Consider the following 21490-nt stretch of genomic DNA (forward strand, 5'->3'; position numbering starts at 1 on the left):
GAAGTTTCAAAAAGTGTGCAAAAGACAATATCTGAAAGGTATAGCTCTTAGTTTAGCCCCCGATAAGTTCGGAGTGTTATTTTAAATTTCAAACTTATATATTTGAGATATGAAATACAAGAAATGGACTTTAGATCAGAAGCTAGAAATATTAGCTAGTTCAGAAGAAATAGGTATTGTGGAGGCTTGCCGCAAATATGGCGTTAGTACAGGTACTTTATATAATTGGAAGAAAAAGCATGAGCATAAAGGAGAGGCTGGCTTAAAAGTGACATACGATACTAAAACGAAGGAGCATAAAGAAGTGGTTGAGGAAAATCGTATTCTGCGTAAGCTCTTAAGCGATCGGGAAATTGAGTTGGAAGTACAAAGAGAGCTTTTAAAAAAAAAGTTTGGGACATCCGATCCAAGAAAGATTTAGTAGACATTATCTATGCGAAGTATAAATGTAGTAAAGCTAAAATCATAAAGATGGTAGGCATAGTTGCCAGTAGCTATTATAGGAAGCCTAGCCTTGGTCGAAAAGGAAATACTGCCACAACAACCACTTTTCATCAAACTAAAGGTTTTGTAAGCCAGTGCGTGGTTGTAAAGTCTATTAAAAAGATATTAAAACACGAATTTATAGACTGTGGTTATCGACTGATGACTAGCTACTTAAAAAGAGATGGCTACAAGATAAATCATAAAAAACTATACCGAATTATGAAAGAGGAAGGTCTATTAAAACTCGAGAATAGAATTAGTAGAAGTGGTTCTGGTCGTAAATTCGTGAAGTTTAGAAAGGTTTATACCTCGAGACCTTTGCAATGTCTAGAGATGGATATTAAAATGGTGTGGGTGCCAAATGTTGGTAAAAATGCTTATTTACTATCTATAATTGATGTTCATACTAGAAGAATTTTAATAGATTATTTTTCTTTCACTATAAAACAAAATCATGTTATAGAATTGCTTTCACAACTCTTTGAAGACTATCAATATCCTGAAAGTGTCGTTATTAGAAGCGATAATGGAAGTCAGTTTATAGCTAAAAGTGTGCGCGAGTATTTAGGTTTGATAGGTGTCCAGCAGGAATTCACCCACGTTGCAACACCAGAAGAAAACGCTCATATAGAAGCTTATCATGGTATTCTAAAGAAAGAAGTATTCGCCAGGTTCGACTATCGCACGTTTGGAGAAATCGAGCAAATATTAAAACGATTTGTACCATTTTACAACAATCAAAGGCTTCACGGACTTTTAGGAAGAATAACTCCTATGGAGAAATGGAGCGCTGATAAACATCTAATTTTAATGAAAAAATTAACCGCATAATTAATAATCGAAATTTAGAATAATACTCTTGTTTTATAGGGGTCAAAACAGCTCTGCTTTTTGGGTGAAAGCGGAAATGAATAAACTCAATCATTAAAGCCATTCTGCCAAAATATCGAGGGAAGTGATTTAGCTAAGCACATCCTCTGCTGCCAACGTGTCTAGATGTATTTTACCGCAAAAGCTGTAGGGGTAGAGACACACTGTACAGCCGAGTGTCGGCGCAAGGAACTCTCCCGTGAAAGCTGCCATTAAAAAAATCATTATATTTATCACTGTTCAGAATTCTCAAAACAACAATTATTTATGAGCAAGAAAAAACACATCGTATTCTTTACCGGCGCCGGAATTAGTCAAGAAAGTGGGCTAAGTACTTTTCGAGGGCAATCGGGATTGTGGGACAATCATAAGATAGAGGAGATAGCCTCGCCAGAAGGTTTCGCCAAAAATCCGCAGCTAGTTTTAGATTTTTACAATTCTAGAAATGCCGAATTGCAGAAAGTTATGCCAAACGAGGCGCACTTGCTTATTGCCAAATTGGAAGAAAAATATGATGTGACGGTAATCACCCAAAATATTGATGATTTGCACGAGCGAGCGGGCTCTACAAAGGTGGTGCATCTACATGGCGAACTGATGAAATGCCGCAGTTGCAAGGATGAAAATAAATTTTATCCCTACGATAAAGCGATTAAAATTGGTGATTTGGCCGAAGATGGTAGTCAAATCAGGCCGTTTGTTGTCTGGTTTGGTGAGCAGGTGCCTAAGATGGATGAGGCGTTTGCAATCACAGAATCTGCCGATTTATTCGTGATTGTAGGCTCTTCGATGGTCGTGTATCCCGCGGCTTCACTACTACTTTCGGTACCGTTTGAAAGTGAGACCGTTTATATCGACCCGAATCCGTCTGTAGATCACGGAATTAATCTATTGGTTATAAAAGAAAAGGCTTCTGTAGGGATGCAAATTCTGATTGAAGAGTATTTACCATAGAAAAATAGCGCTGTACCTTAAATCCAGAAATCTCGAACAATATAAAATATTCTTGAAAGATTTTTAGATGCTGCATTTCTGCAAGTGCAATAGAATTCGTACAGCATGTTTTATCTTTAAGATCAATATGCAAGTAAAATAGCGAATGTTTTTATTAAGAAATTGATGCTGCACATTATGTTGAATTTTTAATAATTGATATTTGGAGATTAATTATAAGGATTATATACTCTATATTTTATATATTTCGAGAAACAATATTAGTAAGAAAAGATTATATTGCTAACTCTTTCTACTATCTTAACAAAGCATCGCTTCTAAAAAACATAGAACTAAATACTTTTATAACAATTCAATTTATATGAAATCACAAATCGTTAGTAGCCTTGCAACTTTATTTTTTCTGATTGTAAGTGTGGGATGTTCAAAGGACGATGAACATCAAGTATGCAGAGAGCCTAACATTACGATGATTGTTGATGGTGAATTGCAGACTTTTCAAGCTCTAGGTTATGGTATCGATTTAGAAGGAAACGGACATCGATTAGAGTTGTACTTCCACCGATATCAGGCAGAACCTTACCTTGAGCAGGGAGGATTTATAACGCTACGATTTAAAAAGACGGGTGAGAATATTATTGAAAAAATTTCTTGGCATCAGTACAAAGATGGCCTCACTTTTAATTCTGAACTAAATCAAGCTGAAATTCAAAGTAATGTCGAAATGAATACCGAATGGTGTTTTTACGGATCATTTTCGGGAAAATTTGATGATGGAAACCAGCAGATTGTAGTTTCTGATGCCAAAGTTAGTTACATTTACAATGAACCTATGAATTAGTCTAGTAATCGGAAGTCAATTATAAAAACAAATAAAAGCTGTCCCATAATATGTGATTGAATGATTTTGCCCGCGAGATCCAACAGAAATAATAATCTAAGAGAGGCGAAATTATTTTAAATAAAATATAAATTTTTTAATAAGACACTATATTTTTTTATATTAAAAAAAGAAAAAGTAAAAATATTATTTTCTTTATTCTTTGTGAAAATAATTGCAATTTTTTACTGAATAAAACAGGTTATAATGTAAAAAAAAATATTTAATAATATAGATATTTTTTTTACATAGCCTTTTGAAAATTAAAAATATTTAGCTTAATTGTACGCAATGAAAGTACCATTACTAATTGTTATTGTTGCCCCATCGCTGCTCGTTCCTGTAAAACTAAAAGTTCCTTTAATATAATCAGTATCGATGTCACTTATCGTAATGCTGCCTGTTGTAGCTACAAACACATCATCTTCTAGCCAAAAACTTGCACTGTATAATGTATCGATATTAGTAGTCGTAGCAGACACATTTTGCAGTTGGTGTGTTCCTACACTTGGCGAAACCGGCATCCATAATGATACACGAGTAATAGAATCATTGGCAAATATATATCCATTAATCAATTTTTGGAGAGATGTAAAAGTTTCAGGTTCAAAAATAAATTGTTGATTATTTGCGAAAAATTTCAGATATATTTCCGGCGTTTCATCAACAGGAACAGGATCGTCCGATGAGCAACTTGATAGTGTAAAAAAACAAAGTGCAAGGATTATTGCGGATATTTTTTTCATAATTAAAATATAAATAAGTGCTAAATGTAGGCTTTTTATCCGTCGAAATGACAAGATTTATTCTCTTTCCACGAATCCAAAAATAACTGGAGAATTCTAAATATTTTTGTCCATATTATAACTTATTTACATTTTTCACGTTTTTTTTTGGGCGGCTTGTTGCTGTTTCATTCTTCACAGCAACAACCGGGTCTTCCGCTGTATCTTTGCTGCTAGCAATTTTAGTTGTCACAGAATAGATCGTAATTAGTAGTATTGCACAAATAATGTTTAAGCAGCAAAGGATGCCGCTGCAACCCCTGCCGCAGAAGTCCGTATATAAGTTAATCAATTTTAAAATTGATATTATCAACTTACTTCCACTAAATTCACTTGGTAGCAAGATTGTAAAGATATGTTACATATAGCTTGAAATCGCAAAACAATTTCTAGATTTTTCCAATGTATATTGTAGGAAAATTTTTTATATCAAAACTGAAATTATCGATCAATTATAAAAAATTTTTGAGCGAGTTTTGTGAGAGTGTGTCGACAAAAAAATCGAAATAGTTCTTTTGTTAGATAGTAGACAAATTTAATATTCACTTACCTGGCTTTTAAAATTTAAAAGAATCAATTTGCACTATTTAGAGCAATAGCCGAATTATATAATTATTAATCTTCTTCTTATAAAAAAGAAGGTGCTAAATTGAATTATGTTTGTAACAAGATAAGATGATTAGGATATTACTTACAATATTATTTAAAATTACTGTCAGGATGCAAACTTTAAACCTTAACTAGAGCGAAAATTTAACTGATCTATATTAATATCTCAAGTGTTAAATAATATGTATGCTGATCTATGATATATGTCATAGAAATTAAATCATCTTACCAATACCTTTGCTTTAAATTAAAAACATAATTTTAAATATATTACAATATTTTTTATTAATGATTTGGAATTTTAAATTTTAATTATAAAAATTGAAACTATGAAGAGAATAATTACTACTTGTGCTTTGGCTTTTTTATCAGCTTATGGGCACGCTCAGATGAAAGATATTACCGTAACCTTACAACCTACCGCGAGCTATAATTGGTTTGATAAAAACACAGCTATTGACGATGGATTAATGTACGGTGCTAGAGTAGGTTTTGGATTTGGCGAATCGATTGAACTTCGAGGCGTTTATGAAAGATCTGCCGATTTAAAAAATACTGTCAATAATCTAGACATTTTTGACCAAGATTTTGTTAATAATTTTAACGCAAGATCGGTTGATATCGAGCGATTTGGGGGGGAATTCAAAGTTAATATTCCCACTCGCAGTACTTTTGTTCCATACCTTACTTTAGGGGCAGGGGTTCAAAATTTAAAAGTTGACGTTGCAGCAACCGATGCTTCGCAAAAAAGCGAATTAGAATCAGAGCAAATTTATTTAAATCTTGGGTTGGGAACTCAAATTAGATTAGGCGAAAGATTGTTTCTTAACCTAGAGGCAAAAAACACTGTATTTAATATGGATCCTGCATCTATTCTATATCAAGAAGGACAAGATCAGAGTGGGATTGAAGGGTATTTAAATGACAACGACAATACTAGAATGTACAACTGGTCAGTATTGGCTGGTTTACAATTATATTTAGGAGGTCGTAGTCCAGAAGAAATGAGTGCCTTAGATAGAGCATATCGAAATAAATTTTCAGGTGGTTTAGGTAATTTCCGATTAATTTTTGAACCTGCTGGAGCATTTATCAATTTTGATAACGATAGTAATCTTGCAGATACGTATCTATTAGGAGGAAAAGTTGGTTTTGATTTAAATCAGTATGTTGGAATTAGAGGTTACTACTATCAAGCAACTAAGGACGAGCAAGTGTCATTTGACTTTGATGATCTTGCAATGTACGGTGGAGACTTTGTAGCCAAGCTCAACGTTTCGCGCGGACTTGTCCCTTATCTAACTGTTGGTGGTGGATACTTGAACGTGAATAAAAATAAGTATGTTGGAAAAGACGGATTAACTGGTGCGTCATCTGGATATTTTGCTAAAGGTGGTCTAGGATTAAATGTGCCACTTGGAACAAATCTAGAAGTTTTTGGAGATGCAAGTATGTTATTTACATCTGAAAGAGAAGATAGTGATTTACAAAATATCATTTCGCCAGATGAGTTAAGAAGCCATACTATGTACAGTGTTGGTCTACGTCTTCAATTAGGCAAAAAATCTGATAATACAGATGCAATTGTACAAAGAGAAATTGATCGAAAAGTCGCTGATAGAACTAAAATATATCAAAAACGTATTGATGAATTAGAGTCAGAATTATCAGATGCTTACAAAAACAATGATACTGAAAAAGCGATTCAGATTATCGAAGAGAAGAAACAATTAGAGCGTCAGATGGACAATGACAAACGCGAGATTGAAGTACAATCGAAAGTAGATTCTCCTTTATCTGTAGACAGGTTAAAAGATGCGGAACTTGAATCTAGAATTCAAATGACTCCAAAAGAACTGGAGGATATGATCGAGAAAGTGATTCAAGGTGTAGATCAAGAATCTCGTGGACCAAGATCTACCGAAGATCGTATGGATCGTTTAGAAAGATTGTTATTGGAAGTGAACACTGGTACGTACAGAGAAAATCTATCTCCGGACCGTCAGCTAGACGCATCACAAAGAATTCTTGATAAGTTAAATGAGTTGGATAGAAAGATTGAAAGAAATACCGACAGAATGGATAACTTTGGAAATAATATTCAAAATCCAAACCAAGACAAAACTGTCATCATCAACCCATCACAAAGTCAACAACAACTTCCTATGGTGCAAGGAACTGAGACTAAAGTAATAACAGACCAAGACGGTAATACTATTGTGAAGTCGGAAACCGAAGATAAAGGTGTTGCAACAGGATTGGTTGTTAATGAAGGAATTTCAGTTTTTACTGGGGTAGCAATTGCAGATGACGCAGCTATGGTAATAGGGATTAGAGGTAATTATGCATTCTCAAATTCACCTTTTAAATTTATGCCAGATTTATACATCGCGCCAGGAAAAGACACTGGGTTTGGAATTAATGCCAATGTTGTTTTGCCATTTCAAGTGAATCAAGGTATAATTGGTGAGCCATACGCAGGAATTGGAGTAGGGTACAATCAAGCCGCGGGCGAAAGTACATTTGCACCAAACTTAGTTTTGGGTACTACTTTTAATATTTTGGGAGGTAAATTATTTGCAGACTATACAGCGCATAATTTCTTTGATATTCACCAAATATCGGTTGGTTACAAATTTAAATTTTAATAAGATGTCAATGCAAAATACAACTATAAAAGTAAAGACAATATTACTTTCTGTATGCTTACTATCTTCAGCAGGTCTTTTCGCGCAAAGCGAAAAGACCTCTGAAAAAAGTAGTATTGTAATGACAAAATCTGAACTGAACTCATTTTTGACGACAGTGGCAGAATCGAGACGTGCTCAACTTAGGGAGAGAGAAAATAGAAATGTAAAGCAGGATTTGGCCGAATTAAGATTGCAATATGAACGTGATTCAAGATCTCAAGGGTATGGTAACAATGGAGTTTCAAATCAGCAAGTGTTACAGGAATTGAGGTATCTTAATCAGCGAATTGATAATTTGGGCTACCGAAATGATAATAGTGGTTACAACAACCCGTCACGATCAAGAGATAACTCTACTATTATTATGCCGGGAGGATCAAATGCTACAAATCCAATGTATATGAACGATCGTGGAAGCTCGACGACTGTAATTCCTTCAAATAAAAAGAAGATTGACGAATATCAATTCAAGATTGATTCGTTAAAGAGCAGTGAAGCTAACAGAAATAATTTTGTGCAGAATAATTCCTATCCAGATAGCTTAAGCAATCTTAAAGGAAGTTTGTCAGATATTAGAAGGCAATTGGAGAATATGGAAGCTAAGTTAAAAGCTCCTAAGAATGTAAAACCGGAAAAAGAAAAGTCTTATTTTAAGCAGCAAGTTTATTTTGCAAACAATTCTGAAACGGTAAATTCTGAATATCTTCGATATGTCCAAGATTTAACGCAAATTTTAATCACATATCCTGAAGCCAAAGTGCTTCTAGAGGGGTGGGCGAGTCCAGTAGGAAAGGCTGATTATAATAAAAGACTTTCTATGCGAAGATCTGAGGCGGTTCAGAAAGCTTTCTTAAATAACGGAATTGATCAAAGTCGAATTTTGACATCCTTTAAAGGTGAGGATAAAAAATCATCAGATCAGCACGCGAGACGTGTAGACATGTCGATAATTGTACAGTAATGTAGGATTTGAATTCGAAAAACATCAAAAAATAATCCCGTAAGTCGACTGATTTACGGGATTTTTGTTTGCTTTCAAAAATAAAGGCCGAACATTTGCTCGGCCTTTAATTCAATAAATAATTTGAAATTATTTTTTTGACTCTTCTATCGAAACTTTTCTAAATTCTTTCAATAATTTTTCAAGCTCTAAAGTTGATTTACGAGCTCTTGCACCAGCAGCTTTTACTCCCTTTTCTGTTAGTGAATCAGTTTCTGAAGTAAATGTTTGGAATTCAGCGTTGATTTTTTCGATAAGATCTTTCATAATTAAGTTTAAATGTGAAAAACAAAAATACAGCACCTATGGCATATTTCAAAGATTAAATGATGAAAATTTTCTGTTAGAAGCCCTAAATTGGCACATTTTTCAAAAAGCTATACCATTTTGCGCTTCATTTTAATTTTTGGGCCAGCTGCCTTTCATTCTTCTTAGCAACAATTGTGATGTTCTCAATACCTTAGATGGCAAGGCGTTTTTACTTTTAGTAATTTGGCAGCTGTGGATAAGTCGCTTTAATCAACTAGGTCGATTTGCTATGATGCATGAATCAAGAAAACCTTGCTTCAATGAGTTGCACGAGAATAGCATTCAGAAGTTTTTTGAAAGTCACTAGTTTCTAACTACAAATAGAAATGCTGTAAAATTTTAACTCATACCGAAAACTTTCGGCACACTGCTTTCGCTATATTTACCAAACTATGAAAGTTCCAATTCTCATTCTTGGCGGAGGTTTAGCTGGACTTACAGCAGCAATTCATTTGTCCAAATTAGGACATCAAATTACGATTATAGAAAAAAATCGCTACCCAAGACATAAGGTCTGCGGCGAATATATTTCCAATGAAGTTGTTGAATATTATAAATGGCTTGGACTCGATAATATTTTGGCGCAAAGCCATCCTATAAATACTTTTAGATTAGAAATAGATCAAAATAATCTATCGGAAGTTGAGTTGCCTCTAGGTGGATTTGGAATAAGTAGGTATTTGCTCGATAATTTACTATATCATCAAGCGATGTCTCAAAACTGTATATTTATACACGAATCCGTCACTGAGATTAGTTTTCAGGATGGTTTTTTTAAAATTCTTTTAAATTCAGGTCAGGAAATTGAAACTCCAATTGCAATTGGAAGTTTCGGAAAACGCTCCAATATTGATGTGACTTTAAAACGTGGTTTTATTCAGAAGAAATCACACTGGTTAGCGGTTAAATCACATTATGCTGGACAGTTTGACGATAGAGTAGTTGGTCTTTATCCTTTTCACGGTGGCTATTGTGGAGTTTCTAAAGTTGAAGATGACAAAATTAATATCTGCTATATAGTTCAAACAGAAGTATTCAAGAAGTTCAAAAATATTCCAGATTTTACCGAGAATATCCTTTTTGAAAATCAGGGTTTAAAAAATATTTTAGCAAAATCAGAATCAATTTTCGAAAATCCGTTAACTATTAGTCAAATTTCATTCGACGAAAAAAAAGCAGTCGAAAATCATATTTTGATGATAGGAGATGCAGCAGGACTAATTCATCCCCTTTGTGGCAATGGAATGGCAATGGCGATTCACAGCGCGAAAATTGCTTCTGAATTAATTGATGATGCTTTAAAAAAGGAAAATTTCTCGAGAAAAATATTAGAGGCGCAATATGAGAAAAAGTGGAATCAAACTTTTAAAAACCGACTTGCGATGGGCAGAATATTATCATCGTTATTATTAAATCCAATGTTAACAAAAATAAGTCTGAAAACCGTCGCAAAATCTCCTGCTTTATTTAGATTTATAATTAAGAAAACCCACGGTAAACTAATTCCTAAACCTAGCTAATGAGTATCAATACGAAATTCCGAACAGATGAGCCTGAGATCATGGACGACTTTTCGCTAGAAGGCGAGGAGCTAAGAGATGCTTTGGACAAAATCGCCAAAATTAATCAATTGCTCGGGGGAAATAAGTTAACTTTAGAAGGACTGAAAGCAATTTTGCCGAAAGGCAGTAAAAAACCATTGACAATTGTCGATGTTGGCTGCGGAAATGGCGATATGTTGCGCACAATTGCTGACTTTGGAAATCAAGATGGCTATAACTTTAAACTTATCGGAATTGATGCCAATGCTTTTACTGTCAAACATGCTGAGAAGCTATCTGCAAATTATCAAAATATAAGTTTCTTGTGCGAAGATATATTTACCATTCAACCATCAAAAATTGATTGTGATGTAATTGTTTGTACCTTAACCTTGCATCATTTCAAAGATGATGAAATAGTTGACATTCTAAATGTCTTTAAAAAATCGGCAAAACTCGGAATTGTTATAAATGATTTACAAAGAAGTGCTGTGGCTTATCGATTGTTTCAATTATTATGTGTAATTTTTGGTCTCAATAGAATGTCGCGTGAAGATGGTCTTGTTTCGATTTTAAGAGGTTTCAAAAAAGAAGAATTAGTTGCTTTCTCAGAAAAATTAAATTTTAAAAAATACAGCATCGATTGGAAGTGGGCGTTTCGCTACCAATGGATTATTCAAAATATATGAGTATAAAAATTATAAAAGTTGCCAAGCAATTGCCGAAATATTCCAGAACAACCGCCGAAATAATTCCGTTTCTAGACGTTTGGCTGGAAGGTCAAGACGATCGTTTTATTAGGAAAGTCAAAAAAATTTTTGAAGGTGCCGCCGTAGACAAACGCTATTCGATAATGGATCCTCTTGAAGTTTTTACTGCTACTTCTTTCGAAGAGAAAAATGACATTTACGCGCGAGAAGTCACAATTCTTGGCGAGCAAGTTTTGAAGAAGGCCCTCGAAAAAGCCAATTGGAAAGGTGAGGATTTGGATTATATAATCACGGTGAGTTGCACCGGAATTATGATTCCGTCATTGGATGCTTATCTAATTAATAAACTGAAACTAAGACAAGACATCATCCGACTTCCTGTCACTGAAATGGGTTGTGCTGCAGGAATTTCGGGAATTATTTATGCTCAGAATTTTCTAAAAGCAAATCCAAATAAGAAAGCTGCGGTTATTGCGGTCGAAAGTCCTTCGGCCACTTTTCAGTTGAACGACTTTTCGATGCCAAATATTGTAAGTGCGGCCATCTTCGGAGATGGCGCCGCTTGCGTTCTGCTATCCTCGGACGAAAACGATGAAGGTCCGACGATTTTGGATCAGTCAATGTACCATTTTTACGATAATGAACACATGATGGGTTTCAAATTGACAAATTCAGGTTTGCAAATGATTTTGGATATTGAAGTGCCAAACACAATTGCATCACATTTTCCAGATATAATTCATCCATTTTTAGCGAAGAATAATTTAAAGATAGAAGACATTGACCATTTGATATTTCATCCCGGTGGAAAGAAGATCGTGCAAACGGTCGAAGAATTATTTTCAGATTTAGGAAAGAATATCAATGCGACTAAAGAGGTTTTGAGACTTTATGGAAATATGTCTAGCGCTACCGTTTTGTACGTTTTAGAACAGATTATGGACGAGAAACCTAAGAAAGGCGAAAAAGGAGTGATGCTTAGTTTTGGCCCTGGATTTTCGGCTCAACGCGTTTTATTAGAGTTTTAGAAATGACAAATCAAGAAATACTTTCAAAACTACCCTATTCAAAACCATTTTTGTTCGTTGACGAAATTATAGCAATTAACGAAAATGGAGTAGAAGGCACGTATTTTTTCGACGAAAGTCTAGATTTTTACAAAGGACATTTTAAAGATAATCCCGTAACTCCAGGAGTAATTTTGACCGAGACAATGGCGCAAATTGGCGTAGTTTGTTTGGGTATTTACCTATTGAAAGATTCATTTAATTCAAATAGCGTAATTGCTTTAACCTCAAGTGAAATAGAATATTTAAAACCAGTATATCCGAATCAAAAAGCAAGAGTAGTTTCTGAAAAAGTATATTTTAGATTTAATAAATTAAAGTGCAAAGTTTCGATGTTTAATCAAGCAAACGAAGAAGTTTGTCGCGGTACAATTGCTGGAATGATAATTTCATAAAATGGAAAAAAGAAGAGTCGTTATCACGGGAATCGGAATTGTTGCTCCAAATGGAGTTGGGAAAGTGGCGTTCCAAAAAGCACTTGAAAACGGAACTTCAGGAATCAAATTCGATCAGCAGTTAGCCGATCTGAAGTTTTCTTGTACGGTTTCGGGTAAACCTGATTTGGATGAAAATTATATCAAAGAATTTTTCACCGACTTAGAATTGCGGAATTTGAACGCATCTGGAATCTTGTACGGTGTAATTGCTGGAATGCAAGCTTGGAAAGATGCTGGTTTAGAAATAGCATCTGCCGAAACTCCAGATTATGACAGCGGAACAATCTTTGGATCTGGAACTTCTGGAATTGAGAAATTTCGCGAAAGCATTTACAAAATTGACGATTTACAAACTCGAAGACTAGGTAGCACGGTGGTTGCGCAAACAATGCTTAGTGGCGTGAGTGCCTTTCTTGCGGGGAAATTAGGCTTTGGAAATCAAGTTACCACCAATTCTTCTGCGTGCACCACAGGTACCGAAAGTTTGTTGATGGCTTATGAAAGAGTTCAATCCGGAAAAGCACTTCGAATGCTAGCGGGAAGTACAAGTGATTCTGGACCGTATATTTGGGCGGGTTTTGATGCTATGAAAGTCTGTACTTTTAAGCATAATGAAAATCCTGAAATGGCTTCACGACCAATGAGCGAAAGTGCTTCAGGATTTGTGCCTTCAAGCGGTGCAGGCGCGTTTGTGGTAGAAGATTTGAAATCTGCCTTAGCAAGAAATGCAACTATTTATGCCGAAATTCTCGGTGGGAATATCAATTCTGGCGGTCAACGCGGTTCGGGTACTATGACGGCTCCGAATGCAGAGGCGGTGCAGAAATGTATCAAAGATGCCGTGAAAGATGCAGGAATTGATGCAAAAGATATCGACGTTATTAATGGGCACCTGACAGCAACTTCCAAAGATGCTTTCGAAATTGAAAATTGGTCAAAAGCGTTGAATCGAAGTGGAGACGATTTTCCCTATATCAATTCTTTAAAAGGGATGGTTGGACATTGTTTGTCAGGCGCAGCAAGTGTAGAACTGGTGGCTTCAATTTTAGAAATTCAGAATGACTTTATCTTTCCGTCAATCAATTGCGAGGATTTCAATCCTGAAATATTAGAAATAATTAGTTTAAATAAAGTACCACAAAATACATTATATCAGCCTATTAATATTTTAGCAAAAGCTAGCTTTGGGTTTGGTGATGTAAATGGATGTGTAATTTTAAAAAAATATAAAAATGAATCAAATTGATCAATTGAGAGAAATCATTAAACCATATGTTCCAAAACCGGAACGACTTGAAAACCTAAATCCGGAAACAGATTTCATCAAGGATTTGGAAATAAATTCGGCAAATCTTGTGGATATAATTCTCGATATCGAGGAGAAATTCGACATCAATATAGATAATGAAGGAATGGAAAAAATGCTAAACGTAAAAGCAGCACTTTCCATAATCGATCTAGAACTAGCCAAAAAATGATCGGTAATGACATTGTCGATTTGCAATTAGCAAAAACGCAGAGCAATTGGCAAAGACTGAGATTTATAGAAAAAATCTTTACTATAAGCGAGCAAGATTTCATTCGACAATCTGAAAGCCCGGAATTGGAAATTTGGAAATTGTGGACTATGAAAGAGGCAGCTTATAAAATCTTTAATCGCGAAACAGGAATTAGAGGTTTTTTTCCGTGGAAATTGGACTGTGAAATAAAAGATTTTCGGATCGGTAAATTCGTGGGAAAAGTTTCAATTGGCAACAAAATGTATTTCACTGAAACTATTCAGAACGAAAATTATGTCTATACTATTGCTACTAGTTCTATAGCTCATTTCGAGAAAATTATAGAAATAAATTTAGATGATAAAATCGTAAAAATTGATGGTTTGCCTTTTAGGACTATTAATAAAATGCCAGTGTCAATTACTCACCACGGGCGATTTGAGCGCAGAATAAGTTTAGTGGATGGTTGTTAGCGATTATGAGATTAAAATCGAATTGCATGTTAACCTCAAATGCGCTGCGATAACATCACCTTATAAAATGGCAAGTTATTTTAGATACTTAATCCTCTCTGTTTTCCTCCGTTTTAGAAATTACAAACATATTAAAAAGTAGACCACCCAGCATTCCGCCATACAAAGTGCTATTAAAAGGTTTTGAAGTTATTGCACAACTTCCGGTTGCGCATCCTATAAAGTGATAATACGCATAACCCAAAACGAATCCCACCAAAATACCAATTCCTGTAATTATATATTGTCTCTTAATCATTTCTTTTTATTTAAGTTTTAAAAATCAGGAGATATTGTACATTAACTCCTAAGTTAAAATTTTCTTCAATTACTTTAAATCCGTTTTCTCTATATTGCTTTAAATTATGATGCAATCAATAATTAAAGTAGAATTTATGATCTCTCGAAAGATTAACGGGTATATGGTACAAACTTACTCTGAATAAATAGAATTCTGTGTAACATTAGTCACAATCAAAATAATATTACTTTAAATTTTAATTTATAAGTTTAGATGATAACTGTCACATTTCTTAAAAATGATAGGACGTAATTTTGTTTATCAATGTGGCGGAGGTAAATCTTTCTGACTTTAATTTTTAAAAATGCACTTATGAATTATATTGTATTCGGAATTATATTGCTACATCTCGTAGTTGGATTTGGTTGGTTGGTTTATAAACTGGAATTTCAGAAAGACAAGCCAAAAAATGATGAGAAAAAACCAGAAGATTCATCAATTTGATTTGTGCACGTAAATTTTAAAATCTTTTTAAATCTTATAAAAAAGCAATCGCCACCCGGAAAACAGATGGCGATTAATCTAGATTCATCAATATTATTAAGAAATTTTTACAGCTTTATAATCCTGAAATTATGCTGTAATTCTCCTGAAGATAATCGTACAATATAATTTCCAGCAGCCAAAGTAGACACATTTATCTGTGAATGCTGATGGTTAAGATTTTTAGACAACACTTGTTGGCCAAGCATATTATAAATCTTCACATTATCAATATCAGATTTATACGAAACATTCAAAATATCTGCTGTCGGAATAGGGTAAGCCATAAAAGCATTTAAATCAAAAGTTTCAGTTCCTAATTCAACGAATGAAATTGTAAAATCGAGCGCTTGTCCAAAACCTGGAAAATTTCCCATTCCAAAAGCATCCATTTCAATAGCGCAAGGATTGATAATTGCTGGAGAATCTTCGTCAGTATATATTTTAGCAATTCTGATTCGCGTTGTTCCAGTAAGTTGCTCTAAAGGCGCATTTATAATCAATGTTGCCATTTGTCCATCATTTCCAGTTGAATTTATCAGTGATCCAACTTCGTAAATTTCACCCGCATCATCAAGAACGTTATTCTGATTCCAATCTATAAATGCAACAATCTTGTTTTCAAAGTTGCCTTTAGTATTTCCCTGCACCGAAAGTGTATAACTAATTCCAGGTACAACAGACGCTGCTTCGGATGTTTTATTAACCAAAATAGAATCGAAATCTGAATTTGTAAAAAACGTCTCTCCAAATGCAACCGAAGTAATTTCCTCGGTAGTGGTGCCACTGCTGCTAATAGCGCAGTAAGGATTCGGAAAAACCTGTGCTTGCATACCAAGTGAAACAAATGCTAGTGCTAAAGTAATTGTTTTCATAATAGTTAATTTTATTAATCTGTAAGTTACTCAATTTTACTAATTAACCGTTCAGAACTCTTCCCAGAATTTAAAAACAGAAATAATTCCTTTTCTCCATTTCAAGTGTCACAATATGTCAGTATTGTATAGTATATTTACTACATAAAATTTCTAACCACTTTTGAGTTTTACTTAATTTTCGCACAAATACTTAATCTATAAATATAAAAACCTTAACAATGAAAATATTATACTTACATGGACTTGAAAGTAAACTGAGCGACGTTAAAAGACAAGTTCTAGAGAATTTTGGACAAGTTACTGCGCCAGATATGGATTATTACAACAACCCGAAAATTTTTGAAATGCTTACTTTATTACAGAATAAGCATAATTTTGATGTCGTTATTGGAAGCAGTATGGGAGGTTTTATGAGCTATTACTTTGCCAATACTGTAAAATGTCCAGCTCTACTTTTCAATCCAGCTTTGCAACAGACTAAAGTAGTTCAAAATATTCCAGCAATAAATCCTACCAACGCATCGCCGATTTTGCATTTTGCACTTGGCGGTCTAGACGATGTCGTTTCTGCAAATGATACTTTAAAATGGTTGTCTCAAAATAGAGCGGCAACTACGGATTATAAAATTTCTCTTCACAAAGATTTAAAACACCAAATAAAATATGACATTTTTAAGTCCGAAATAGAAGAGTTTTTTAGACAATTGAATTTGCGTCCATAATTTTTTTTGGCTTTCGCCGAAAGGCTTCAACTCGATAGATGACATCTGTAAGCAACACATTAGCTAATCATAACGCTTGAAGAAAGAAGCGATTTTGCCTTCGGTTGAAGTGAATTATTAGGTTAGCTATAAAATTTTTTTAAGAAATTTAGTTTTAAGGCAACCATTTCACTGACGTCTATAAAATAGAAAGTTTCTGCCTTACCGAATAAGAAATTTTTAAGTAGGTTTAATTTAATTTAAATGATTTTTTCAGTGCTATTCTTATACAAAAAAGCTTAAGCCAAATAGTGATAAGCTGATATATAAATTTTTTATAATATAACTTTTAACCAACTAGATTAAACTACCTTTCCAACTAATAATTATTAATAAAACAATTAAAATGTCAAATCAAAATAAAAAACAATTCGGTGTTTGGATGGATTCTCATAAAGCAATAATAGTTGGAAGGAAAGATCTCACAGAAGGTGATTTCGTCGTATTAGGTACAGTGAAAAATGCTGGAGGAGCGCCTAATTCAAATGAGAATACAGCAAACAACCACGAAATTACAATGACACAGAAGTTCTTTAAAGAAATCTGTAGTCATATGGAGAATGTTGATCAAATTCACCTTACAGGAACTGGTCAAATTCAAGAAGAATTTACAAAATATCTTGCTGCAACTCCGCAATATAAAAATGTGGAAGCGACAGACAGTACTTCACAAAAAATTGATGATGAAAAACTTATCGAGATGATTTCTGCCCACTTCGAATAGATTTTCAGTATAATATAATTGAAAGACCGTAATTTACTTTGCGGTCTTTTTTTTGCCTAAAAAATAAGAGAAGAGTATTAGTTGAAAACTAATATTGAAAGTAAGGTAAGATGCAATTGCAATATTATAAGTTTTAGAACAATTATAGTTGATAATCAATTATAGGCATAGATTTAATTTTGTATCTTAATCTGCTTTAAAAGAGTAAGTTATGGGGCAATCATTAGTTAAAAATTATATTCATATCGTTTTTAGTACAAAACACCGCGAACCATTAATTAAATCTCCCTATGAGCTGAAACTTCACAGCTATGTTGCTGCAATTTGTAATGATTTCGAATCAACTGCATTAATTGTCGGCGGCTACACAGATCATATACATATTTTATGCATGCTCTCAAAAAAACTAGCACTAATGACTTTGGTTCAGAAGATCAAAGCGAATTCGTCAAAGTGGATGAAAACAAATGATGATAGCTTAGGCACTTTTTTTTGGCAAGATGGTTATGGCGCTTTTTCTGTTAGTCAAAATGACGTGGAGCAGGTAAAGAACTACATTAAAAATCAACACAGTCATCACGATAAACTTTCTTTTCAGAATGAGTTTAAATTATTACTCAAAGAGAATAAGGTGGATTATGATGAGCGATATGTTTGGGATTAGAATCTATAGCACTTCAAGCTATGTTGATTTATATCGCTCTTTCAGGACTTATTACTTTTAAGTCCCGAAGGGACGATATAAATAAGCGGTGGACGCAGTCCATCGGATGCGTAATATGCATTTTTAATCATGTGAACCCTGAAAGGGTGGTATAATATGCCAAAATAATATTCAAATAAATGCCAATGATCATAGCCGCGATTGAAGCGGAAATCCCGCAGGAAGCAGGACTATTTTTTCCTGATATAAAAGAGCGACCAACGGAAGATCCTTTTATGGCATTGGAAAAAAAGTACTGCAACGAGGAATTGCAGTGGAAAGCGCGAATAGCTCCTAATCATTATAATTAAAGCCGTTAAGTATTTTAGAATTTCTCGCAATAATTTGAGTCCCTAAAAATCATTTTAAAAGTTTAATTTAATAATAAGTGCTCCAAAACTCTTTTTGCTTACATTTGTTAACCAAACGGTTAAACCTTTTAATTAAACAAGATGGATAAGGTCAAAACAGAAAATACAGAGCTTGAAATTTTAGAAGCGGCAAAAGATGTTTTCCAGCAAAAAGGAATGGATGGCGCACGTATGCAGGAGATTGCGGATAAGGCCAACATCAATAAAGCGCTGCTTCATTACTATTATAGAAGCAAACAATTACTGTTTGAAGCAGTTTTTAAAAGTGCCTTTTCATTATTAGCGCCTCAACTAAATAAAGTTTTAAATGACGATTCAGCTTTATTTGAAAAAATTGAAAACTTCACTGCAAATTATGTTTCATTCGTAATTAAGCATCCGTATTTGCCAAATTTCGTAATTCAGGAATTGACTCGAAATCCAGAGTTTGTGCAGACACTTCGCGCGCAACCAAATTTTCCTTCGATGGAAAAATTTAGTAATCAGGTTTCTGAATCCATCGCAAAAGGTGAAATACGAGAAATCGAAGCAGAGCAACTTTTGATTAATATTTTGTCGCTAAATATTTTTCCATTCATCGGGCAACCCTTATTGATGGCTTTGATAAATGTTGATAAAGAAAAGTACAGCAAAATTCTACTCGATCGTAAAACCGAAGTATCGTCTTTTATCATTAATTCGATAAAAATTTAGAGCAATGAAAAACAATCTTGTCATATTAATTTTGTTCCTAATTCCCATTCTAGCCACCGCGCAAGAAACTTTGACCTTGGAAGAATGTTACGAATTGGCGCACAAAAACTATCCTTTGGCCAAACAATCTGCGCTGATCGGGCAGAAATCTGTTTTGGAAATCGAATCGGTCAATAAAGCCAAACTTCCAAAAATCGATTTGAATGCGCAAGCTACGTATCAATCTGAAGTAATTGGATTGCCAATTTCGATGCCCGGAATGGAGCCAATAAATAAAGATCAATATCGTGCAACCTTAGATATAAATCAGAATATCTACAATGGCGGAACAATTGACGCTAATGCGAGATTGAAGCAAGCGCAGTCAAAAACGCAGCAACAGCAGGTGGAAGTGAATTTATACCAACTGAAATCACGGATTAATCAGTACTATTTTTCGATTTTACTTTTACAGGAAAAACGCGATTTATTACTTTCTAAAAGTGAATTGCTTTCCGCAAAAATTAAAGAAGTGAAAATTGGAGTGAAATACGGCGCGATTCTGCCGGCATCTGAACTTATTCTTGAAGCCGAAATGCTTAAAATCACTCAGCAATTAACGGAAATCAAGTACGAAAAGAAAATGATGTTTGAGAACCTTTTTCAATTAACTTCTACTCAAATTGATACGGAAACGAAACTTGTTGTGCCAGAAAATTCTGCTAGTACTTCAGAAAATAAACGTCCAGAACTTACATTTTTTGATTTGCAGAGCGAGCAACTAGACATGTCAAAAGAGCTTGTTTCTAAATCGCAACTTCCAAAACTAAATGCTTTCGGACAAGTAGGCTACGGAAACCCAGGATTAAATATGCTTGACAATTCTTTTCAGCCTTTTTATATAGTGGGATTAAAAGCAAATTGGAATATTTTGGATTGGGGAAAAACCAGAAAGGATTTAAGTGCTTTGGAAATTTCTAAAGAAATGATCTTATCTGAAAAAGAAAGTTTTATGCTTAACAACGCAATGGAACTGAATCAAGTCAATAATGATTCGGATAAAATTCAAGAGCTTCTATTGTCAGATCAGAAAATCATAGAAACGCGCGAGAAAATTGTACAGTCGGCGAATGCTCAGATGAAAAATGGAGTGATCACAACTTCCGAATATTTGACCGAAGTCACCAACTTATTTGAAGCAAAAAACACTCTGAAATTGCACGAAGTTCAGTTGTCGTTATCGAAATCTAATTACAAAATAATCAGCGGGAATTAAGAAAACTTGTCTAAAAACTCTTTTAAAATGAAAAAACTAACCTTAACAATTATAGCAAGTATTTTAATAATTTCTTGCACTAAAGACAACGACAGAGCTGACGGTTACGGAAACTTTGAAGCAACTGAAATCACGGTTTCATCAGAATCGAATGGAAAAATCGAATTCCTAAATATTGAGGAAGGAGCTGTTTTGGAAGCGCCAGATCAAGTGGGTTTGATCGATACAATGCAATTATATTATAGTAAACAACAACTTCTTGCGTCAAAGAATACTGTTTCGTCTAAATCTGAAAATGTGCTTTCGCAAAGAAGTGTTTTGAATGAGCAATTGAAATCTGCACAAATCGAAAGAAACCGAGTGAGAAGTATGTTTGACGAAAATGCTGCTACCAAGCGTCAAGTGGACGAAGTTGACGGTCGAGTAAAAGTGATCGAAGCACAAATGAGAAGTGTTGGAACTCAGAATGCACCTATCGTGAGCGATTTAAAATCAATTGATGTGCAAATCGAAAAAATCAATGATCAGATTGCGAAAAGTAAAATTACCAATCCCATCAGAGGAACAGTTTTGACTAAATATGCCGAAGCGGGAGAAATTACTGCTTTCGGCAAACCACTCTATAAAATTGCCGATATGTCCGAAATGACTTTGCGAGTTTATGTAAGCGAAACACAATTATCAAACATCAAAATTGGTCAAGAAGTTACGGTGAAAATTGATGGAGTAGAAGAGATGAAAACCTTCAAAGGGACAATTTCGTGGATTGCATCACAAGCGGAATTCACGCCTAAGATTATTCAAACGAAGGAGGAGAGAGTAAATCTCGTTTATGCGGTGAAAGTCAAAATTAATAATGATGGAAGTTTAAAGATTGGAATGCCGGCGGAGATGTGGGTGAAGGAGGAGATTTAAAGATTTAAAGATTGAAAAATTTAAAGATTCGAGAAAGCTAAAAAATCAAAAAAATCG

Annotated in this window: 25 protein-coding genes; 21 read left to right on the plus strand and 4 right to left on the minus strand. The window is 34.3% G+C overall.

Features of this window, described 5'->3' with window-relative positions:
• Positions 1 to 109 precede the first annotated feature (109 nt).
• From SBO79_RS09080 to SBO79_RS09095, 4 genes are all read left to right on the plus strand, one after another.
• Positions 110 to 421 (plus strand): transposase, encoded by a 312-nt coding sequence (locus SBO79_RS09080; RefSeq protein WP_318640102.1) that lies wholly within the window; start codon positions 110 to 112, stop codon positions 419 to 421.
• Between the two features lie 8 nt (positions 422 to 429).
• Entirely contained in the window at positions 430 to 1317 is an 888-nt protein-coding gene (locus SBO79_RS09085; protein WP_318643393.1) for an IS3 family transposase, read from the plus strand.
• 306 nt (positions 1318 to 1623) lie between these two features.
• A complete protein-coding gene (locus SBO79_RS09090; protein WP_318640103.1) occupies positions 1624 to 2310 on the plus strand; it encodes an NAD-dependent deacylase in 687 nt (228 codons plus the stop codon).
• A 361-nt stretch (positions 2311 to 2671) separates the two neighbouring features.
• A complete protein-coding gene (locus tag SBO79_RS09095) occupies positions 2672 to 3151 on the plus strand; it encodes a hypothetical protein (RefSeq protein ID WP_318640104.1) in 480 nt (159 codons plus the stop codon).
• Positions 3152 to 3468: 317 nt separating this feature from the next.
• Here SBO79_RS09095 and SBO79_RS09100 read toward each other — a convergent pair whose 3' ends face one another.
• Positions 3469 to 3936 (minus strand): DUF6252 domain-containing protein, encoded by a 468-nt coding sequence (locus tag SBO79_RS09100; protein ID WP_318640105.1) that lies wholly within the window; start codon positions 3934 to 3936, stop codon positions 3469 to 3471.
• A gap of 977 nt (positions 3937 to 4913) precedes the next feature.
• On the opposite strand from SBO79_RS09100, the gene SBO79_RS09105 reads away from it, so the two are divergent.
• Positions 4914 to 7232, plus strand: coding sequence for an outer membrane beta-barrel protein (locus SBO79_RS09105; RefSeq protein WP_318640106.1), 2319 nt, complete (start codon positions 4914 to 4916; stop codon positions 7230 to 7232).
• A gap of 4 nt (positions 7233 to 7236) precedes the next feature.
• A complete protein-coding gene (locus SBO79_RS09110; RefSeq protein ID WP_318640107.1) occupies positions 7237 to 8235 on the plus strand; it encodes an OmpA family protein in 999 nt (332 codons plus the stop codon).
• Between the two features lie 129 nt (positions 8236 to 8364).
• On the opposite strand, the gene SBO79_RS09115 is transcribed toward SBO79_RS09110, so the two are convergent.
• Positions 8365 to 8541 (minus strand): BF3379 family histone-like protein, encoded by a 177-nt coding sequence (locus tag SBO79_RS09115; protein ID WP_318640108.1) that lies wholly within the window; start codon positions 8539 to 8541, stop codon positions 8365 to 8367.
• A gap of 434 nt (positions 8542 to 8975) precedes the next feature.
• Here SBO79_RS09115 and SBO79_RS09120 point away from each other — a divergent pair, with 434 nt between their 5' ends.
• Genes SBO79_RS09120 through SBO79_RS09150 form a run of 7 tightly spaced genes read left to right on the plus strand, consistent with a single transcriptional unit; the run spans position 8976 to position 14310 of the window.
• Positions 8976 to 10103 carry an NAD(P)/FAD-dependent oxidoreductase gene (locus SBO79_RS09120; protein ID WP_318640109.1) on the plus strand — a complete coding sequence of 376 codons (1128 nt, stop codon included), beginning with the start codon at positions 8976 to 8978 and terminating at the stop codon, positions 10101 to 10103.
• Complete coding sequence (locus SBO79_RS09125; RefSeq protein ID WP_318640110.1) at positions 10103 to 10813, plus strand: methyltransferase domain-containing protein; 711 nt, start codon at positions 10103 to 10105, stop codon at positions 10811 to 10813. The genes SBO79_RS09120 and SBO79_RS09125 overlap by 1 nt, the downstream gene beginning before the upstream one ends.
• The gene (locus tag SBO79_RS09130; protein ID WP_318640111.1) at positions 10810 to 11862 is read left to right on the plus strand and encodes a type III polyketide synthase; all 1053 of its coding nucleotides are present in this window, start codon (positions 10810 to 10812) and stop codon (positions 11860 to 11862) included. The genes SBO79_RS09125 and SBO79_RS09130 overlap by 4 nt, the downstream gene beginning before the upstream one ends.
• Positions 11863 to 11864: 2 nt before the next feature.
• Positions 11865 to 12296 (plus strand): 3-hydroxyacyl-ACP dehydratase FabZ family protein, encoded by a 432-nt coding sequence (locus SBO79_RS09135; RefSeq protein ID WP_318640112.1) that lies wholly within the window; start codon positions 11865 to 11867, stop codon positions 12294 to 12296.
• 1 nt (position 12297) lies between these two features.
• Complete coding sequence (locus SBO79_RS09140; RefSeq protein WP_318640113.1) at positions 12298 to 13584, plus strand: beta-ketoacyl-[acyl-carrier-protein] synthase family protein; 1287 nt, start codon at positions 12298 to 12300, stop codon at positions 13582 to 13584.
• A complete protein-coding gene (locus SBO79_RS09145) occupies positions 13571 to 13816 on the plus strand; it encodes a phosphopantetheine-binding protein (RefSeq protein ID WP_318640114.1) in 246 nt (81 codons plus the stop codon). The genes SBO79_RS09140 and SBO79_RS09145 overlap by 14 nt, the downstream gene beginning before the upstream one ends.
• The gene (locus SBO79_RS09150; protein ID WP_318640115.1) at positions 13813 to 14310 is read left to right on the plus strand and encodes a 4'-phosphopantetheinyl transferase family protein; all 498 of its coding nucleotides are present in this window, start codon (positions 13813 to 13815) and stop codon (positions 14308 to 14310) included. Before SBO79_RS09145 ends, SBO79_RS09150 begins: the two co-directional genes overlap by 4 nt.
• Before the next feature lie 88 nt (positions 14311 to 14398).
• Here the strand turns inward: SBO79_RS09150 and SBO79_RS09155 are convergent, their stop codons facing one another.
• Complete coding sequence (locus SBO79_RS09155) at positions 14399 to 14608, minus strand: DUF6132 family protein (RefSeq protein ID WP_318640116.1); 210 nt, start codon at positions 14606 to 14608, stop codon at positions 14399 to 14401.
• Between the two features lie 354 nt (positions 14609 to 14962).
• On the opposite strand from SBO79_RS09155, the gene SBO79_RS09160 reads away from it, so the two are divergent.
• Positions 14963 to 15094, plus strand: a complete 132-nt coding sequence (locus SBO79_RS09160; protein WP_318640117.1) for a hypothetical protein — start codon at positions 14963 to 14965, stop codon at positions 15092 to 15094.
• Positions 15095 to 15201: 107 nt separating this feature from the next.
• Here SBO79_RS09160 and SBO79_RS09165 read toward each other — a convergent pair whose 3' ends face one another.
• Entirely contained in the window at positions 15202 to 16008 is an 807-nt protein-coding gene (locus SBO79_RS09165) for a T9SS type A sorting domain-containing protein (RefSeq protein ID WP_318640118.1), read from the minus strand.
• Positions 16009 to 16229: 221 nt separating this feature from the next.
• Here SBO79_RS09165 and SBO79_RS09170 point away from each other — a divergent pair, with 221 nt between their 5' ends.
• The 7 genes from SBO79_RS09170 (at position 16230) to SBO79_RS09200 (ending at position 21433) form a co-directional block, all read left to right on the plus strand.
• On the plus strand, positions 16230 to 16733 hold the full coding sequence (locus SBO79_RS09170) for a YqiA/YcfP family alpha/beta fold hydrolase (protein ID WP_318640119.1): 504 nt from the start codon (positions 16230 to 16232) through the stop codon (positions 16731 to 16733).
• Positions 16734 to 17118: 385 nt separating this feature from the next.
• On the plus strand, positions 17119 to 17496 hold the full coding sequence (locus tag SBO79_RS09175) for a hypothetical protein (protein ID WP_318640120.1): 378 nt from the start codon (positions 17119 to 17121) through the stop codon (positions 17494 to 17496).
• A gap of 211 nt (positions 17497 to 17707) precedes the next feature.
• The gene (gene tnpA, locus SBO79_RS09180; RefSeq protein WP_318640121.1) at positions 17708 to 18160 is read left to right on the plus strand and encodes an IS200/IS605 family transposase; all 453 of its coding nucleotides are present in this window, start codon (positions 17708 to 17710) and stop codon (positions 18158 to 18160) included.
• 179 nt (positions 18161 to 18339) lie between these two features.
• Positions 18340 to 18510, plus strand: coding sequence for a hypothetical protein (locus SBO79_RS09185; protein ID WP_318640122.1), 171 nt, complete (start codon positions 18340 to 18342; stop codon positions 18508 to 18510).
• 141 nt (positions 18511 to 18651) lie between these two features.
• Complete coding sequence (locus SBO79_RS09190; RefSeq protein WP_318640123.1) at positions 18652 to 19263, plus strand: TetR/AcrR family transcriptional regulator; 612 nt, start codon at positions 18652 to 18654, stop codon at positions 19261 to 19263.
• Between the two features lie 4 nt (positions 19264 to 19267).
• A complete protein-coding gene (locus tag SBO79_RS09195; protein WP_318640124.1) occupies positions 19268 to 20518 on the plus strand; it encodes a TolC family protein in 1251 nt (416 codons plus the stop codon).
• Between the two features lie 27 nt (positions 20519 to 20545).
• The gene (locus tag SBO79_RS09200) at positions 20546 to 21433 is read left to right on the plus strand and encodes an HlyD family secretion protein (RefSeq protein WP_318640125.1); all 888 of its coding nucleotides are present in this window, start codon (positions 20546 to 20548) and stop codon (positions 21431 to 21433) included.
• Positions 21434 to 21490 lie beyond the last annotated feature (57 nt).

This window comes from Flavobacterium ardleyense (assembly GCF_033547075.1).
In the GTDB taxonomy this organism is placed as follows: domain Bacteria; phylum Bacteroidota; class Bacteroidia; order Flavobacteriales; family Flavobacteriaceae; genus Flavobacterium; species Flavobacterium ardleyense_A.

Bases quoted from the DNA above. Each gene is read 5' to 3' on its own strand.
- SBO79_RS09200 (WP_318640125.1), top strand. From the start codon at position 20,546: ATGAAAAAACTAACCTTAACAATTATAGCAAGTATTTTAATAATTTCT.
- SBO79_RS09110 (WP_318640107.1), top strand. From the start codon at position 7,237: ATGTCAATGCAAAATACAACTATAAAAGTAAAGACAATATTACTTTCT.
- SBO79_RS09175 (WP_318640120.1), top strand. From the start codon at position 17,119: ATGTCAAATCAAAATAAAAAACAATTCGGTGTTTGGATGGATTCTCAT.
- SBO79_RS09150 (WP_318640115.1), top strand. From the start codon at position 13,813: ATGATCGGTAATGACATTGTCGATTTGCAATTAGCAAAAACGCAGAGC.
- SBO79_RS09155 (WP_318640116.1), bottom strand. From the start codon at position 14,608: ATGATTAAGAGACAATATATAATTACAGGAATTGGTATTTTGGTGGGA.
- SBO79_RS09140 (WP_318640113.1), top strand. From the start codon at position 12,298: ATGGAAAAAAGAAGAGTCGTTATCACGGGAATCGGAATTGTTGCTCCA.
- SBO79_RS09100 (WP_318640105.1), bottom strand. From the start codon at position 3,936: ATGAAAAAAATATCCGCAATAATCCTTGCACTTTGTTTTTTTACACTA.
- SBO79_RS09125 (WP_318640110.1), top strand. From the start codon at position 10,103: ATGAGTATCAATACGAAATTCCGAACAGATGAGCCTGAGATCATGGAC.
- SBO79_RS09080 (WP_318640102.1), top strand. From the start codon at position 110: ATGAAATACAAGAAATGGACTTTAGATCAGAAGCTAGAAATATTAGCT.
- SBO79_RS09090 (WP_318640103.1), top strand. From the start codon at position 1,624: ATGAGCAAGAAAAAACACATCGTATTCTTTACCGGCGCCGGAATTAGT.
- SBO79_RS09130 (WP_318640111.1), top strand. From the start codon at position 10,810: ATGAGTATAAAAATTATAAAAGTTGCCAAGCAATTGCCGAAATATTCC.
- SBO79_RS09185 (WP_318640122.1), top strand. From the start codon at position 18,340: ATGCCAATGATCATAGCCGCGATTGAAGCGGAAATCCCGCAGGAAGCA.
- SBO79_RS09120 (WP_318640109.1), top strand. From the start codon at position 8,976: ATGAAAGTTCCAATTCTCATTCTTGGCGGAGGTTTAGCTGGACTTACA.
- SBO79_RS09115 (WP_318640108.1), bottom strand. From the start codon at position 8,541: ATGAAAGATCTTATCGAAAAAATCAACGCTGAATTCCAAACATTTACT.
- SBO79_RS09135 (WP_318640112.1), top strand. From the start codon at position 11,865: ATGACAAATCAAGAAATACTTTCAAAACTACCCTATTCAAAACCATTT.
- SBO79_RS09170 (WP_318640119.1), top strand. From the start codon at position 16,230: ATGAAAATATTATACTTACATGGACTTGAAAGTAAACTGAGCGACGTT.
- SBO79_RS09190 (WP_318640123.1), top strand. From the start codon at position 18,652: ATGGATAAGGTCAAAACAGAAAATACAGAGCTTGAAATTTTAGAAGCG.
- SBO79_RS09195 (WP_318640124.1), top strand. From the start codon at position 19,268: ATGAAAAACAATCTTGTCATATTAATTTTGTTCCTAATTCCCATTCTA.
- SBO79_RS09165 (WP_318640118.1), bottom strand. From the start codon at position 16,008: ATGAAAACAATTACTTTAGCACTAGCATTTGTTTCACTTGGTATGCAA.
- SBO79_RS09105 (WP_318640106.1), top strand. From the start codon at position 4,914: ATGAAGAGAATAATTACTACTTGTGCTTTGGCTTTTTTATCAGCTTAT.
- SBO79_RS09145 (WP_318640114.1), top strand. From the start codon at position 13,571: ATGAATCAAATTGATCAATTGAGAGAAATCATTAAACCATATGTTCCA.
- SBO79_RS09160 (WP_318640117.1), top strand. From the start codon at position 14,963: ATGAATTATATTGTATTCGGAATTATATTGCTACATCTCGTAGTTGGA.
- SBO79_RS09095 (WP_318640104.1), top strand. From the start codon at position 2,672: ATGAAATCACAAATCGTTAGTAGCCTTGCAACTTTATTTTTTCTGATT.
- tnpA (WP_318640121.1), top strand. From the start codon at position 17,708: ATGGGGCAATCATTAGTTAAAAATTATATTCATATCGTTTTTAGTACA.